Origin of the sequence: Streptomyces sp. NBC_01525, from assembly GCF_045040405.1 — a bacterium.
In the GTDB taxonomy this organism is placed as follows: Bacteria; Actinomycetota; Actinomycetes; order Streptomycetales; family Streptomycetaceae; genus Streptomyces; species Streptomyces benahoarensis.
Genome location: NZ_CP109397.1, coordinates 4,436,488 through 4,450,671, shown reverse-complemented (window position 1 = coordinate 4,450,671; position 14,184 = coordinate 4,436,488). Strand labels below are relative to the sequence as shown.

Genomic DNA, 14,184 nt, shown 5'->3' with positions numbered 1-14,184 from the left:
GCCCCCGAGCCCCTACACCGCCAACATCACCAGCAACCCCACAACCCCCACCACACACGGGGCAATGACCTCGTACGCCCAGCGCACCACCGGCTCACCGATCGCACCCTCCCGATGGGCGGCCTGCGCCTTCATCTCGCGCAGGTCGTCCACGGTCTGGTCGGCCATGGCGCGCGGTACCGGGCCGGTGTCGCCGCCGAGGCCGAAGCGGCGGGGGGCCGGGCCGCGGGCGGCCTGGCGGCCGGCCTTTTTGCGTTGGCGGAGTGAGACGGGGACCGCCCACAGCTGGTACTTGCGGCCCCCGGTGGTGAACACCTCGCAGGAGAAGGACGCCCGCAGGTCCTCCACCGCGCCCCAGGGGAGCGTCAGGGTCCGGAACGGGTTGCGCACCAGCAGCCGGTCCTCCCCCGCCTTCACCACCGGGCGCAGTGTGAAAGCGGCCACCAGCGGCACCCCGAGCAGCAGCGCGAAGAGCGCCGTCAGTTTGGTGTCCCCGGCGCCGCGCAGCACCGCGTCGCCGCCGAGCCAGAGGCCGAGCGCGATCATCAGCACGCCGCCGACCAGGCCCATGGGCGAGCGGTAGCTGCGCTCGGCGTACTTCTGCGGGGCCGTGCTGGCGGATTCCTGGCGCGTCATGCTGCCGATTCTGCCTGACCGTCCGGATGCCGGACATTGCGGTACGGCATCAGTCGGGCGGAATGCCGTGCCTGGTCCGGCCGGGCGTGCGCGTCCGGCCCGTACGCCCGGCCGGCCCGCCCCCGGCGCACTCCCCGGCCGCGCACTCCCCCACCCCCGCCGACCCCTCCCCAGGGGATGACAGGCCGCTACGCGCGTAGATATGCTCCCCTCGTGACCATGCCCACCACAGTTCCCGCATACGGCAAGGAAGCCGCGGGGCGGCTGGCGTCGATGGCGGACGTGACCGCCGACGACGGCGCGCTGCGCCGCTTCCTGCACGGCCTCCCCGGCGTCGACAAGGTCGGCCTCGAAGCCCGTGCCACCGCCCTCGGTACCCGTTCGATCAAGACGACGGCGAAGGCGTACGCCATCGACCTCGCCGTCTCGATGATCGACCTGACGACGCTCGAAGGAGCCGACACCCCCGGCAAGGTGCGGGCGCTGTGCGCCAAGGGCATCCACCCGGACCCCACCGACCGCACCGTCCCCAAGGTCGCCGCGATCTGCGTCTACCCGGACATGGTCGCCACCGCCAAGGAGGCGCTGGCCGGCTCCGGCATCCATGTCGCGTCCGTCGCGACCGCCTTCCCGGCGGGCCGCGCCGCGCTGCCGGTCAAGCTGGCCGACGTCCGGGACGCGGTCGCCGCCGGTGCCGACGAGATCGACATGGTCATCGACCGGGGCGCGTTCCTCGCCGGCCGGTACCGTTCGGTCTTCAAGGAGATCAAGGCCGTCAAGGAGGCGTGCGCCCGGCCCGAAGGCGGCGCCGCCCACCTCAAGGTGATCTTCGAAACCGGTGAGCTCCAGACGTACGACAACGTCCGCCGGGTCTCCTGGCTCGCGATGCTCGCGGGCGCCGACTTCATCAAGACGTCGACCGGCAAGGTCGCCGTCAACGCCACGCCGCCGGTCACCCTCCTGATGCTGGAGGCGGTCCGCGACTTCCACGCGGCCACCGGCGTCCAGGTCGGTGTGAAGCCGGCCGGTGGCATCCGGACGACCAAGGACGCGCTGAAGTACCTGGTCATGGTCAACGAGACGCTGGGCGGCCCCTGGCTGACCCCCGACTGGTTCCGGTTCGGCGCCTCCAGCCTGCTCAACGACCTGCTGATGCAGCGCCAGAAGCTCAGCACCGGCCGCTACTCCGGCCCCGACTACGTTACGGTGGACTGACCCATGGCATTCGAGTACGCGCCAGCCCCGGAGTCGCGCGCAGTCGTTGAGATCGCACCGACCTACGGACTGTTCATCGACGGCGAGTTCGTCGACAGCTCGGATGGGAATCGCAACAAGACCGTCTCTCCCGCCACCGAAGAAGTACTGGCCGAGTACGCCCAGGCGAACGCCGCCGACGTCGACCGCGCCGTCGCCGCCGCCCGTAAGGCGTTCGTGACGTGGTCCGCGCTGCCCGGCGCCGAGCGGGCGAAGTACCTCTTCCGGATCGCCCGGATCATCCAGGAGCGCTCGCGGGAGCTGGCCGTCCTGGAGACGCTGGACAACGGCAAGCCGATCCGCGAGTCCCGCGACGCGGACCTGCCGCAGGTCGCCGCCCATTTCTTCTACTACGCCGGATGGGCCGACAAGCTGGAGCACGCGGGCTACGGCCCGAACCCGCGCCCGCTGGGCGTCGCCGGGCAGGTCATCCCCTGGAACTTCCCGCTGCTGATGCTGGCGTGGAAGGTCGCCCCGGCGCTGGCCACCGGCAACACCGTCGTGCTGAAGCCCGCCGAGACGACGCCGCTGTCGGCGCTGTTCTTCGCGGACATCTGCCGTCAGGCGGGGCTGCCGAAGGGCGTCGTCAACATCCTGACGGGCGACGGGTCGACGGGCGCCGCGCTGGTCGCGCACCCGGACGTGAACAAGGTCGCCTTCACCGGCTCCACCGAGGTCGGCAAGGCCATCGCGCGGACGGTCGCCGGGACCGACAAGAAGGTGACGCTGGAGCTAGGCGGCAAGGCGGCGAACATCGTCTTCGACGACGCCCCGCTCGACCAGGCCGTCGAGGGCGTCGTCAACGGCATCTTCTTCAACCAGGGCCATGTCTGCTGCGCCGGTTCGCGGCTGCTGGTCCAGGAGTCCGTCGCGGACGAGCTGCTGACCGCGCTCAAGCGCCGGATGCGGACGCTGCGCGTGGGCGACCCGCTCGACAAGAACACCGACATCGGCGCGATCAACTCCGCCGAGCAGCTGGCCCGGATCACCGCGCTCGCCGACGCGGGCGAGGCCGAGGGCGCCGAGCGCTGGTCCCCGGAGTGCGCACTCCCCACGTCCGGCTACTGGTTCGCGCCGACGCTCTTCACCGGCGTCACCCAGGCGCACCGCATCGCCCGTGAGGAGATCTTCGGCCCGGTGCTGTCGGTGCTGACGTTCCGTACGCCGGAGGAGGCCGTCGCCAAGGCCAACAACACGCCGTACGGACTCTCCGCCGGGATCTGGACGGAGAAGGGTTCGCGGATGCTGTGGATGGCGAACAAGCTGCGCGCCGGGGTCGTCTGGTCCAACACCTTCAACAAGTTCGACCCGACGTCGCCGTTCGGCGGCTACAAGGAGTCGGGCCACGGCCGCGAGGGCGGCCGCCACGGTCTGGCGGCGTACCTGACCCCGTCGACCCCGAAGGGCGAGCACCATGGCTGACCGACTCTCCGTCTTCAAGACCTACAAGCTGTACGTCGGGGGGAAGTTCCCCCGTTCCGAGAGCGGGCGGGTGTACGAGGTGACCGACTCCGAGGGCAACTGGCTGGCGAACGCGCCGCTGGCGTCCCGCAAGGACGCGCGGGACGCGGTCGTCGCGGCCCGTAAGGCGTTCGGCGGCTGGTCGGGCGCGACGGCGTACAACCGCGGGCAGATCCTCTACCGCGTCGCGGAGATGCTGGAGGGCCGCCGGGCGCAGTTCACGGCGGAGGTCGCAGCGGCCGAGGGGCTGCCGGAGACGCAGGCCGCCGCGCAGGTGGACGCGGCCGTGGACCGCTGGGTCTGGTACGCGGGCTGGTCCGACAAGGTCGCCCAGATCGCCGGTTCCGCCAACCCGGTCGCGGGCCCGTACTTCAACCTGTCGTCGCCCGAGCCGACCGGTGTGGTCGCGGTACTGGCGCCGCAGGAGCCGTCGTTCCTGGGGCTGGTGTCGGTGATCGCGCCCGCGATCGTCACCGGCAACACCGTGGTCGCGGTGGCGTCGGAGCGCGCCCCGCTGCCCGCGCTGTCGCTGGCCGAGGTGCTGGCCACGTCCGACCTGCCGGGCGGTGTGGTCAACCTGCTCTCCGGCCGTACGGCGGAGCTGGGCGCGCCGCTCGCCGCCCATCAGGACGTCAACGCCATCGATCTGGCGGGCGCGGACGCGGAGCTGGCGGCGGAGCTGGAGGCCGCGGCGGCGGACAACCTCAAGCGGGTGCGCCGCCCGGCCCCGGTGGACTGGTCCGCCGATCCCGGCACCGGCCGCCTCCTCTCCTTCCTGGAGACGAAGACGGTGTGGCACCCGATGGGCGTCTGAGACCCCGGCACGGCGATACGGGCCCCGATCCTCCACGGATCGGGGCCCGTACGGCGTTCCGGGGCCGGGCGCCCTACGGCAGGAGGCGGGTGACCGCGCCGATCAGCGGCAGGTCCTTGAGCGCGCCGCCCTTGGTGACCGGGTCGGTCGCCAGCTGGGTGCCGATGGGCTTGAAGTCGGCGATCTGGGTGCCGACGGCGTTGGCGAGCGGGTCGACGGAGGTGTTGGCCAGCGGGTCGAGCTGGAGGTTCTTGACCGGGCCGGTGGCCCCGGCCACGGAGTGGAGCAGCGCGCCGGAGAGCGCGGACGCGGTGGCGCCGGTGTCGGTGGATGTCACCGGGGCCGCGCTCGCCGCGCCGCCGCCCGCCACGAGCGCGGCTCCGGCGGCGGAGACCGCGAGCGAGGCCCGCAGGAGCGTACGGGGGAGCCGGTTGGGGTTGGGACGTGCGTGTGAGGCCATGCGCTGCCACCTGCCTGTGGGGCGGAAGGCGCCCGGTGGGAAACCTTCCACGGGAGAGGGAACCTTGGGTAATCGCTTGACCGCACAGCGTAGTTGATGGGGTGCCGGTCGATCCACTTCGTGGCGGGGCGGCGGCGCACCGTCGCGGCCCGGCCCGGGGCCTGCCTGCGGCACACCGTCACGGCCCGCCCCAGAGGGGACCCGCGGCGTCCGGCGTCCCGGTCCGGGGCCCGCCCGCCGCGGCACGTCCCGGACCAGGCACGACGTCGCGGTCCCGCCCCAGGGGGTGGCCCGGCGGGCCTCATGCCGGACAATGGGCTCCCGTGAGCTTTCCGTCCGCCGCCCGGCGCCCCGCCCGCGTTCTGCTGCTGACCGGTCCCTCCGGATCGGGCAAGTCCTCCCTCGCCGCCCGTACGGGCCTGCCGGTGCTCCGGCTTGACGACTTCTACAAGGAGGGCACCGACCCGACGCTGCCGCAGCTGCCCGACGGCGGCGGCGCGGACTGGGATTCGCCGCTCTCCTGGGACGCGGACGCCGCGCTCGCCGCCGTCACCGCGCTCTGCCACGAGGGCCGCGCGGCGGTCCCGGTGTACGACATCGGGGCGAGCGCCCGCACCGGCGTCGCGGACGTCACGCTGGACGGCGCCGCGCTCTTCGTCGCGGAGGGCATCTTCGCCGCCGAGGTGATCGACCGCTGCCGGGCCGCCGGGCTGCTCGCCGACGCCCTCTGCCTGCGCGGACGGCCCACCACGACGTTCCGCCGACGGCTGCTGCGGGACGTGCGCGAGAGCCGTAAGCCGGTGCCGTATCTGATACGCCGCGGGCTGCGGCTGCTGCGGACCGAACGCTCCGTGGTGGCACGCCAGTCGGCGCTCGGCGCCCATCCGTGCGCCCGCCCCGAGGCGCTGGCCCGGATAGCGGCGGCGCGGTCGGCGGGCCCGGACGGGCGCCCCGGGGAGACGGAATCCCCCGAAGGGGCGGGGATCTCCCGTACGGCGGCGGGCCGGAAGTGACACACGTAGGCTCCCCCTGAGCCCGGCGGCCGGATCCGGCGCCGGAACGCGAACGGCGTCTCAGGAGGACGTTCATGCCGAAGGCCAGGGAACACACCTACCGCACCCGCGTCGTCTGGACCGGCGACCAGGGCACGGGCACCAGCGGCTACCGCGACTACGACCGCGACCACGAGGTGAGTTCGGTGGGCCCGCCGCCGCTCTTCGGCACCGCCGACCCGGCGTTCCTGGGCTCCGCCGACGCCTGGAACCCGGAACAGCTGCTGCTCGCCTCCCTGTCCCAGTGCCACATGCTGACCTACCTCTCGCTGTGCTCCGTGAACGGCGTGACGGTCAACGGGTACGAGGACATCTCCGGCGCCACGATGGCGGAGGACGGCAGCGGGGGCGGCGCGTTCACGGAGGCGGTGCTGCACCCGAGGGTGCGGGTGGTGTCGGAGACCATGCGCGAGCGGGCGCTCGAACTGCACGACGAGGCGCACCGCAAGTGCTTCATCGCCAACTCCGTGGCGTTCCCGGTCCGGTTCGAGCCGACGGTCGAGGTGCAGGAAGAGGCCCTGCGGTAGGGGCCCTGCGGTAGGGGGCTTCACCCAGGGGGCGTCGCTGCGGAGCGGCCCGGCCCCTCCCTTGCGTACACACGACGAAGCGGGTTCGGACAGCCCCCCGGCTGTCCGAACCCGCTTCGTCTTCCCCCGTGTTCCCCCGTTTTCCCCTTGTTCGCGGACGCGTCCCGGGTACGTCCGGCCGTCGCGGAGTGCTCCGCTCGGGCCGGTTCCCCCGTATCCCCCGTGTCCGGGACGTGTCCGCAGCCCCTTCATCCCCTCGGGCTTCTCCCCATCCTTCAGGCCACCAGCTCGCCGAAGGACTCCTCCTCGTCACGGCCGAAGCTGAGGACCTCGTCCTCGCGCAGCCGGCGCAGCGAGCGCCAGATGCTGGACTTGACCGTGCCGACACTGATGTTGAGGATGTCCGCGATCTCCGGATCGGTGCGGCCCTCGTAGTAGCGCAGGACCAGCATCGTGCGCTGCGTCTCGGGGAGGCGGGCCAGCGCCTGCCAGAGCACCGCGCGCAGTTCGGTGCCGCGCATCGCGTCCACGTCGCCCGCCGTCTCCGGCAGTTCCTCGGTGGGGTATTCGTTCAGCTTGCGGCGACGCCACGCGCTGATGTGCAGGTTCGTCATGGTGCGCCGCAGGTAGCCGCCGAGCGCCGCCTTGTCGCTGATCCGGTCCCAGGCCCGGTAGGTCGAGAACAGCGCGCTCTGCAGCAGGTCCTCGGCCTCGTAGCGGTCGCCGGTCAGGTGGTAGGCGGTGGCGTAGAGCGCGGCGCGGCGCTCCTGTACGTACGCGGTGAAGGCGGCGTCGGACTCGGCGGCGGACGCGGTGGGCGCCGGGGCCTCCGGCCGTCCGGCGGGCGCCGGGCCGTTCACCGTGGCGTCGACGGCGATCCGGTACGGCTGCCGCTGACGTCCGGTGCCGCGGAAGCACCCCCGCCCTCCCGCAGCACCGGACTTCTCGGCGGCCCGTGCGACATCGTGGAGACGCGTGACCACCGCGCCGGTGCTCGTGGCGTGCTTGGTGTTCATCTCGCGCCCCCCGTCGGTAGAGCCTGGTTCGTCGGTCTGTTCCGGTCGGTGTCCCTCCCGGTGCCAAGAACCCTGCCAACGCAGTTTCATCGCGGTGTCCGTCGACTGTCACAGCCCTGTCACAGGGGCCGCGACATGCTCGATGTGCACGTCACAGCGGTGGGAGATGTGCCTTGGGGGGTCTTTTGCGCTCTTCGTGGAGCGGTTGGCGGCGCCCGGGAGACAGGTCGGAGTTCCGCGGCGCCGGCCGGTCGATGCGGCGGGGGGCCATGGGCCAGAATGGCGGACGTGCCATTCCTGTTGCTGATCGAGGACGACGACGCCATCCGCACGGCTCTCGAACTCTCGCTGTCGCGCCAAGGTCACCGTGTGGTGACCGCGGCGTCGGGCGAGGACGGCCTCCAGCTGCTGCGTGAGCAGCGGCCGGATCTGATCGTGCTGGATGTGATGCTGCCGGGCATCGACGGTTTCGAGGTGTGCCGGCGGATCAGGCGTACGGACCAACTGCCCATCATTCTCCTGACCGCGCGCAACGACGACATCGACGTCGTGGTGGGCCTGGAGTCCGGGGCGGACGACTATGTGGTCAAGCCCGTCCAGGGCCGGGTGCTGGACGCCCGGATCCGGGCCGTGCTGCGCCGCGGGGAGCGGGAGTCCAGCGATTCGGCGACGTTCGGTTCGCTGGTGATCGACCGCTCGGCGATGACGGTCACCAAGAACGGCGAGGACCTTCAGCTGACCCCGACGGAGCTGCGGCTGCTGCTGGAGCTGAGCCGCCGCCCCGGTCAGGCGCTCTCCCGCCAGCAGCTGCTGCGGCTGGTGTGGGAACACGACTACCTGGGCGATTCGCGGCTGGTGGACGCCTGTGTGCAGCGGCTGCGGGCCAAGGTCGAGGACGTCCCGTCGTCGCCGACGCTGATCCGTACGGTCCGCGGGGTCGGCTACCGGCTGGACACCCCGCAGTGACGGACGGCTCCCCCGGGGCGGCGGACCGCGCCCGGCGGCTGCCGCGGTTCCGGCGCCGGGCGGCGGGGCTGCTGCGCTGGACGAGCCTGCGGATGCGGCTGGTGTTCGTCTTCGCGCTGGTCGCGCTGACGGCGGCGGTCTCCGCGTCCGGGATCGCGTACTGGCTCAACCGCAACACCGTGCTCGACCGTACCCAGAACGCGGTGCTCAAGGACTTCCGTACGGCGCTGGGCGAGCGGGCCGGTGCGCTGCCGGTGCAGCCGCGGTGCGGGGAACTCCAGGACGCGGCGCGGCAGATGGCGGCCGGGCCGCAGAACTACGCGGTGCTGCTGATCGGCACGGACTCCGAGCGCAAGGAGTGCGTGGCCACGACGGACCGGAAGCTGCTGACGCCGAAGAGCGTCCCTCAGTCGCTGCGCACGGCGGTCGGTACCGCGCGTCCGGTGGACGACGCCAACCGCTTCTCGCACCACCTGTACTGGCAGCGCAAGGAAGTCGGGGACGTGCCGTATCTGATCGCCGGGGCGAAGGTGACCGGCGGCGGGCCGACCGGCTATCTGATGAAGTCGCTGGCGACGGAGCGGCAGGACCTCAACTCGCTGGCCTGGTCGCTGGGGATCGCGACGGCGCTGGCGCTGGTCGGCTCGGCGCTGCTGGCGCAGGCGGCTGCGACGATGGTGCTGCGGCCGGTGCAGCGGCTCGGGCACGCGGCGCGGCAGCTGGGCGAGGGGCGGCTGGAGACCCGGCTGCGGGTGACCGGCACCGATGAACTGGCCGATCTGTCGCGGACGTTCAACCGCACGGCGGAGCAGGTCGAGCAGCGGGTGGAGGAGCTGAGCGCGCGGGAGGCGGCGTCGCGGCGGTTCGTCGCGGACATGTCGCACGAGCTGCGCACGCCGCTGACGGCGATCACCGCGGTCTCGGAGGTCCTGGAGGAGGAGGCCGACTCCCTCGACCCGATGATCGAGCCCGCGGTGCGGCTGGTGGTCAGCGAGACCCGGCGGCTGAACGACCTGGTGGAGAACCTGATGGAGGTGACCCGCTTCGACGCGGGCACCGCCCGGCTGGTGCTGGACGGCGTCGACGTCGCGGACCAGGTGACGGCGTGCATCGACGCGCGGGCGTGGCTGGACGCCGTCGAGCTGGACGCCGACCGCGGCATCGTCGCCCGCCTCGACCCGCGCCGCCTCGACGTGATCCTCGCCAACCTCATCGGCAACGCCCTCAAGCACGGCGGCTCGCCGGTGCGGGTGTCGGTCCGTACGGAGGACGCGGCGGGGACGGAGCACCGGTGCGCGCCCGGCGCGGTCCGCGCGGGCAGCAGCGCGGCGATGTCCGACGGGGAGCCGGACGACGGGCCTGCGCCCGGCGGCGTCCTGCTGATCCGGGTGCGCGACCACGGTCCGGGCATCCCCGAAGAGGTCCTGCCGCACGTCTTCGACCGCTTCTACAAGGCGAGCGCGTCCCGGCCCCGCTCCGACGGCAGCGGTCTGGGCCTGTCGATCGCCCTGGAGAACGCGCACATCCACGGCGGCGAGATCACCGCGGCCAACCTTCCCGAGGGCGGTGCGGTCTTCACGCTGCGGCTGCCGATGGACGCCTCCCGGCTGGCCGGGGACGACCGCACCGAGGGCGGCGGTGCGCCCCGGGCACCGGGCGCCGATGACGCCGGTGCCCGCAGTGGTACGGAGGACGGGCGGTGAGCCGGGACGGGCGGCTGCGGCGGCCGGGGGCCGGTGCGCTGACCGCCGTCGCGGCCCTGACGCTGGCCGGTTGCGGGGTGCGCGGCACGACCGTCCCGGTGGACGCCGGGGGCGCGCCGTCCCGGGTCAGCTGCGAGGTACGGGAGCGAGGCGCGGACGAGCAGGGTCCCGACCGGATACCGGCCAGGGTGTATCTGGTGTGCGGCGGGGCGCTGGTGCCCGTCGCCCGCACGGTGCCGCGCACCGCGGACCGGCCTGCGGACACCGCGCAGCTGCGGGCGGCCCGGGTCCTCCTCGACGAGGTGCGCCGTCCGCCGTCGCCGCGCGAGGAGGAGGCCGGTTTCGCGTCCGCGGTGCCGGAGGACCTGACGATCGCCGGGGCGCGGCCGGGCGATCCGTCAGGGACCCTGCGGCTGAGCGTCCCGCCGGACGCCCTGCCGTCCTTCGCGCTGGCCCAGCTCGCCTGCACCTTCGGCGACTCCGCGCCGCTCGGTCACCCGCGGCGGGCGATCCTCGGCGGCCCGGACGATGCGGAGCCGCACCGCTACGCCTGCACGGCCGACGTCCGCGCCCACCCGGACGCGGGGCGGGACACGGTCGAGGAGACACCGATCGTGCCGTAGGGCGTGTCCGTGACGTCCCGTCGTCCGCCCGGAGGGCGGGGCTCGCGCGCGAGGGTGTGTGCCGGGCGTCGCGAGCCAGGCGGGACTTCGCGGACACGCCCGGGGGGCAGCCGGATCGGGGGCGGGATTCCACCCGCCTTGCCCGCACTCGGGCGGATGCGGGCGGAACCACGGCCGCCGCTCCCGGCGTCCTGGGCTGTGTGCAGCATGGCCCCGGCGTTTTCGCCACCTTCCGTATGCGCGCCACCGGACGGATCCTCCTCGTGGTGCATCTGCTGATCGTCGGCCGTCTGATGCTGTGGCCCCGGGCGGTGCCCTGGGTCCCGGAGGCGAATGTCGAACCGCTGGCGACGATCGGCGCCGCGCTGGCCCGCGGCCCGTGGGCGGCGGTGTGCGACCTCGGCGCCCCGCTGCTGATGCTGGCCCCGCTGGGCGTGCTGCTGCCGCTGGCCGCCGGACGCCTGAACGTTTCCCCGGTGCTGTCCCTGCTGCGTACGGTGGGGGCGGGCGGGCTGCTGGCGCTGGTCCTGGAGGCGTTGCAGGCGTCGGTGCCGGGCCGCGTGCCGGACGTCGACGCGCTGCTGCTGAACATCCTGGGGGTGGCTTTGGCGCATCTCGCCGTCGTCCCCAGGGCCCGGGCGCGGCTCCGCCGCCGGGCTGAGGATCTCAGGGGTCCGACCCCGAAAATCACCAGGGTCGGCCCCCTTCCGAAGGCTGATGTCCTCTCCGCGTCGCGTACCTACCTTTGAGGTGTCGGGGCAATCCGCTCCGCACCGTCGAGAAGGAGTAGCCCTCATGGCCGCCGCACTGGTCCGCCCCCGCAACAACCGCATGATCGCCGGAGTCTGCGCGGGCCTGGCCCGTCGCTTCGGTACGACGCCGACGACGATGCGCGTGCTCTTCGTCCTCTCCTGTCTGCTGCCCGGCCCGCAGTTCCTCGTCTACCTGGCGCTGTGGCTGCTGCTGCCCTCCGAGTCGGAGAGCGCCGCCTCCGCCTGGTGACCGGCGCCGTACGGGCCCGGACACGGCGGTGCCCCGGTCCGTACGGGGGTGTCGGACCGGGGCACGGGCGTGCTGTGCCGGGATCAGCCGCCGAGGGGGAGGGCCTTGCCGAGGGCCTGGGTGGGCAGGCCGCCCAGGAGGTGGTTGCCCTTGGCCTTGGGGATGGCCTGGATGTCGCCGGTGGCCGAGTGGGCGGTCTTGGAGACGCCGGAGACGGTGGTGGCCGTCTGCTTCACGGGCAGCTTCTTGAGCACGCCGCCGAGCTGTCCGGCGTCGATCGCCGGGGCGGCGGACGCGGAGCCCGCGGCGGTGGCGGCGAAGGCCACGCCGAGGAGGGCGGTGCCGAGCGTCTTGATGGTTCCCTGCTTCATCGCAATTACGTCCTCATGAGGGGGAGTCGACCGGTAACGCAACGTAGTGAGCCGCCCGTACCGCCGCAAATATCCCCGGACACGGGAAAACGGCCGGTGTGCATCGCCCCGGCCGTCCCGTCCGCTCCCCCGTACGCGGCTCACGCCGCCTCAGAAGCCGTTTGTCACACGGAAGTTGGGGCCGCCTTCGGGAAGAGCCATTCCGCGCGCAGCTCCGCGTAGCCCGGCTTGATGACGTCGTTGATCATGGCGAGACGTTCATCGAAAGGAATGAATGCTGATTTCATCGCATTGACGGTGAACCACTGCATGTCGTCGAGGGTGTACCGGAACGTCCGCACCAGGTGCTCGAACTCCCGGGACATCGTCGTGCCGCTCATCAGCCGGTTGTCGGTGTTGACGGTGAGCCGGAACTGCAGCCGCCGCAGCAGCCCGATCGGGTGCTCCGCGTACGAGGGGGCGGCGCCGGTCTGGAGGTTGGAGCTGGGGCACATCTCCAGGGGGATGCGCTTGTCGCGGACGTACGAGGCGAGGCGGCCGAGGGTGATGGCGCCGTCGTCGCCGACCTGGATGTCGTCGATGATCCGCACCCCGTGGCCGAGCCGGTCGGCGCCGCACCACTGGAGCGCCTGCCAGATCGACGGCAGCCCGAACGCCTCGCCCGCGTGGATGGTGAAGTGGTTGTTCTCGCGCTTGAGGTACTCGAACGCGTCGAGGTGGCGGGTGGGCGGGTAGCCCGCCTCGGCGCCCGCGATGTCGAAGCCGACGACGCCCAGGTCGCGGTAGCGGTTGGCGAGTTCGGCGATCTCCAGGGCGCGGGCGGCGTGCCGCATCGCGGTGAGCAGTGCGCCGACGCGGATGCGGTGACCGGCCGCGCGGGCCCGCCGCTCGCCCTCACGGAAGCCGTCGTTGACCGCCTCGACGACCTCTTCGAGGCTCAGCCCGCCCTCCAGGTGCTGTTCGGGGGCGTAGCGGATCTCGGCGTAGACGACTCCGTCGGCGGCGAGGTCCTCGGCACATTCGGCGGCGACCCGGGTCAGCGCCTCGCGGGTCTGCATGACGGCGCAGGTGTGCGCGAAGGTCTCCAGGTAGCGCTCCAGCGAACCGGAGTCGGCCGCCTCGCGGAACCAGATCCCGAGCTTCTCCGGGTCGGTCTCGGGCAGTCCGGCGTAGCCGCGGTCGCGGGCGAGGTCGACGATGGTGCCGGGGCGCAGTCCGCCGTCGAGGTGATCGTGGAGCAGCACCTTCGGTGCGCGCCGGATCTGGTCACTGGTCGGGAGGGTGCTGGTCTCGCTCGTCATTGCGGCACTGTAGCGCCTACGCGCGTAGAACTCACCGAACGATACGTAACGGTGACCCGTCCACGGGGTGGCCCGCTCCCCGCGATCTGCCATCGTTCTGGGCATGACTCAGCAAGCACTGCCGGTGCGTGACGCCCGGCTGGGAAAACCGCTGGGAGTGTCCGGCGACGAAGGGGTACGCGCCACGCTGCGGCGAGGCGGCGCGGGCCGGTCCGGGCGTTCGGTGAGCGGGGTGGCGCTGTTACTGCCGGACGGCGCTCCGGACGGTACGGGACGCCCGTCGCCGCTGTCGGCGCTCGCGGTCCGGCCGCTCGCCGGCCGGCTGGCCCGCGCGGGGCGCGCCGAGGGGCTGACCGCCCATGTGGTGCGCTACCGCCGCCGGGGCTGGAACGGCGACGCGGCCGATCCGGCGCGGGACGCCGCCTGGGCGGTGGCCGAGGTCGTCCGGCGCTACGGCGACGTACCGGTCTGCCTGGTCGGCGCGGGCATGGGCGCGCGGGCGGCGCTGCACGCGGCGGGCCATCCGGCCGTCGGCGCGGTGCTGGGGCTCGCGCCGTGGTTCCCGGAACCGGGCGCGGACGGCGGCTCCCCGGAGGCGGCGGACGACGCCGGACCGGACGGCGCGGAGACGCCCGGTGACGGCCCGGCCCGGCGGGCGGCCGATCCGGTCAAGCAACTCATCGGCCGCCATGTGCTGTTGGTCCACGGGACGAACGACGGGCGCACCGACCCGGAGCTGTCGTACCGCTACGCCGAGCGCGCCAAGAAGATCAACCGGGACACCTGCCGGTTCGAGGTGCACTCCGACGGTCATGCGCTGCTCCAGCACCGCTCCGAGGTCCATGCGCTGGCCGTCGACTTCCTGCTCGGCGCGCTCTTCGCCCACGACTTCGCCCGCCCGGTGCAGGACGCGATGGCCGCGCCGCCGCCGCTGGGCCTGCGGATGCCGCTGGCCGCCGGATTCGGGAAGTCGCTACGGCGATAGCAACACCCTTTGC

At 72.9% G+C, this 14,184-nt stretch carries 16 protein-coding genes; 11 read left to right on the top strand and 5 right to left on the bottom strand.

Annotation, left to right across the window (positions count from 1 at the left end):
* Positions 1-12: 12 nt before the first annotated feature.
* Positions 13-636 carry a PH domain-containing protein gene (locus OG422_RS20050; protein ID WP_405744020.1) on the bottom strand — a complete coding sequence of 208 codons (624 nt, stop codon included), beginning with the start codon at positions 634-636 and terminating at the stop codon, positions 13-15.
* A gap of 219 nt (positions 637-855) precedes the next feature.
* On the opposite strand from OG422_RS20050, the gene deoC reads away from it, so the two are divergent.
* From deoC to OG422_RS20035, 3 genes are read left to right on the top strand one after another with little or no spacing between them, the layout of a single operon-like run.
* Positions 856-1,851, top strand: coding sequence for a deoxyribose-phosphate aldolase (gene deoC / locus OG422_RS20045; protein ID WP_405747918.1), 996 nt, complete (start codon positions 856-858; stop codon positions 1,849-1,851).
* A gap of 3 nt (positions 1,852-1,854) precedes the next feature.
* Positions 1,855-3,312 carry an aldehyde dehydrogenase family protein gene (locus OG422_RS20040; RefSeq protein ID WP_143941384.1) on the top strand — a complete coding sequence of 486 codons (1,458 nt, stop codon included), beginning with the start codon at positions 1,855-1,857 and terminating at the stop codon, positions 3,310-3,312.
* Complete coding sequence (locus OG422_RS20035; protein WP_143941385.1) at positions 3,305-4,165, top strand: aldehyde dehydrogenase family protein; 861 nt, start codon at positions 3,305-3,307, stop codon at positions 4,163-4,165. Before OG422_RS20040 ends, OG422_RS20035 begins: the two co-directional genes overlap by 8 nt.
* Before the next feature lie 73 nt (positions 4,166-4,238).
* On the opposite strand, the gene OG422_RS20030 is transcribed toward OG422_RS20035, so the two are convergent.
* On the bottom strand, positions 4,239-4,625 hold the full coding sequence (locus OG422_RS20030; protein ID WP_405744017.1) for a hypothetical protein: 387 nt from the start codon (positions 4,623-4,625) through the stop codon (positions 4,239-4,241).
* A 323-nt stretch (positions 4,626-4,948) separates the two neighbouring features.
* Here OG422_RS20030 and OG422_RS20025 point away from each other — a divergent pair, with 323 nt between their 5' ends.
* Positions 4,949-5,638 (top strand): ATP-binding protein, encoded by a 690-nt coding sequence (locus OG422_RS20025; RefSeq protein ID WP_251076577.1) that lies wholly within the window; start codon positions 4,949-4,951, stop codon positions 5,636-5,638.
* 74 nt (positions 5,639-5,712) lie between these two features.
* Positions 5,713-6,204, top strand: a complete 492-nt coding sequence (locus tag OG422_RS20020; RefSeq protein WP_143941387.1) for an OsmC family protein — start codon at positions 5,713-5,715, stop codon at positions 6,202-6,204.
* Between the two features lie 275 nt (positions 6,205-6,479).
* On the opposite strand, the gene OG422_RS20015 is transcribed toward OG422_RS20020, so the two are convergent.
* A complete protein-coding gene (locus tag OG422_RS20015) occupies positions 6,480-7,220 on the bottom strand; it encodes a SigE family RNA polymerase sigma factor (RefSeq protein WP_143941388.1) in 741 nt (246 codons plus the stop codon).
* Positions 7,221-7,508: 288 nt separating this feature from the next.
* Here OG422_RS20015 and afsQ1 point away from each other — a divergent pair, with 288 nt between their 5' ends.
* The 5 genes from afsQ1 (at position 7,509) to OG422_RS19990 (ending at position 11,514) form a co-directional block, all read left to right on the top strand.
* Positions 7,509-8,186, top strand: coding sequence for a two-component system response regulator AfsQ1 (gene afsQ1 / locus OG422_RS20010; RefSeq protein WP_185993866.1), 678 nt, complete (start codon positions 7,509-7,511; stop codon positions 8,184-8,186).
* A 92-nt stretch (positions 8,187-8,278) separates the two neighbouring features.
* Complete coding sequence (locus tag OG422_RS20005; protein WP_405747916.1) at positions 8,279-9,889, top strand: ATP-binding protein; 1,611 nt, start codon at positions 8,279-8,281, stop codon at positions 9,887-9,889.
* A complete protein-coding gene (locus OG422_RS20000) occupies positions 9,886-10,512 on the top strand; it encodes a hypothetical protein (RefSeq protein ID WP_405744014.1) in 627 nt (208 codons plus the stop codon). The genes OG422_RS20005 and OG422_RS20000 overlap by 4 nt, the downstream gene beginning before the upstream one ends.
* 236 nt (positions 10,513-10,748) lie before the next feature.
* Positions 10,749-11,261: a VanZ family protein gene (locus tag OG422_RS19995; RefSeq protein ID WP_185993868.1), complete on the top strand. Its 513-nt coding sequence runs from the start codon at positions 10,749-10,751 to the stop codon at positions 11,259-11,261.
* Between the two features lie 46 nt (positions 11,262-11,307).
* Positions 11,308-11,514 (top strand): PspC domain-containing protein, encoded by a 207-nt coding sequence (locus tag OG422_RS19990; protein ID WP_143941391.1) that lies wholly within the window; start codon positions 11,308-11,310, stop codon positions 11,512-11,514.
* 83 nt (positions 11,515-11,597) lie between these two features.
* Here OG422_RS19990 and OG422_RS19985 read toward each other — a convergent pair whose 3' ends face one another.
* Together OG422_RS19985 and OG422_RS19980 are read right to left on the bottom strand one after the other, a co-directional pair.
* A complete protein-coding gene (locus OG422_RS19985) occupies positions 11,598-11,885 on the bottom strand; it encodes a hypothetical protein (protein ID WP_143941392.1) in 288 nt (95 codons plus the stop codon).
* 164 nt (positions 11,886-12,049) lie between these two features.
* The gene (locus tag OG422_RS19980) at positions 12,050-13,186 is read right to left on the bottom strand and encodes an adenosine deaminase (RefSeq protein WP_405744012.1); all 1,137 of its coding nucleotides are present in this window, start codon (positions 13,184-13,186) and stop codon (positions 12,050-12,052) included.
* A gap of 103 nt (positions 13,187-13,289) precedes the next feature.
* Here OG422_RS19980 and OG422_RS19975 point away from each other — a divergent pair, with 103 nt between their 5' ends.
* Positions 13,290-14,171: an alpha/beta hydrolase family protein gene (locus OG422_RS19975; RefSeq protein ID WP_405744010.1), complete on the top strand. Its 882-nt coding sequence runs from the start codon at positions 13,290-13,292 to the stop codon at positions 14,169-14,171.
* Positions 14,172-14,184: the final 13 nt, after the last annotated feature.

Bases quoted from the DNA above. Each gene is read 5' to 3' on its own strand.
- OG422_RS20050 (WP_405744020.1), bottom strand. From the start codon at position 636: ATGACGCGCCAGGAATCCGCCAGCACGGCCCCGCAGAAGTACGCCGAG.
- deoC (WP_405747918.1), top strand. From the start codon at position 856: ATGCCCACCACAGTTCCCGCATACGGCAAGGAAGCCGCGGGGCGGCTG.
- OG422_RS20040 (WP_143941384.1), top strand. From the start codon at position 1,855: ATGGCATTCGAGTACGCGCCAGCCCCGGAGTCGCGCGCAGTCGTTGAG.
- OG422_RS20035 (WP_143941385.1), top strand. From the start codon at position 3,305: ATGGCTGACCGACTCTCCGTCTTCAAGACCTACAAGCTGTACGTCGGG.
- OG422_RS20030 (WP_405744017.1), bottom strand. From the start codon at position 4,625: ATGGCCTCACACGCACGTCCCAACCCCAACCGGCTCCCCCGTACGCTC.
- OG422_RS20020 (WP_143941387.1), top strand. From the start codon at position 5,713: ATGCCGAAGGCCAGGGAACACACCTACCGCACCCGCGTCGTCTGGACC.
- OG422_RS20015 (WP_143941388.1), bottom strand. From the start codon at position 7,220: ATGAACACCAAGCACGCCACGAGCACCGGCGCGGTGGTCACGCGTCTC.
- OG422_RS20005 (WP_405747916.1), top strand. From the start codon at position 8,279: ATGCGGCTGGTGTTCGTCTTCGCGCTGGTCGCGCTGACGGCGGCGGTC.
- OG422_RS19995 (WP_185993868.1), top strand. From the start codon at position 10,749: ATGCGCGCCACCGGACGGATCCTCCTCGTGGTGCATCTGCTGATCGTC.
- OG422_RS19990 (WP_143941391.1), top strand. From the start codon at position 11,308: ATGGCCGCCGCACTGGTCCGCCCCCGCAACAACCGCATGATCGCCGGA.
- OG422_RS19985 (WP_143941392.1), bottom strand. From the start codon at position 11,885: ATGAAGCAGGGAACCATCAAGACGCTCGGCACCGCCCTCCTCGGCGTG.
- OG422_RS19980 (WP_405744012.1), bottom strand. From the start codon at position 13,186: ATGACGAGCGAGACCAGCACCCTCCCGACCAGTGACCAGATCCGGCGC.
- OG422_RS19975 (WP_405744010.1), top strand. From the start codon at position 13,290: ATGACTCAGCAAGCACTGCCGGTGCGTGACGCCCGGCTGGGAAAACCG.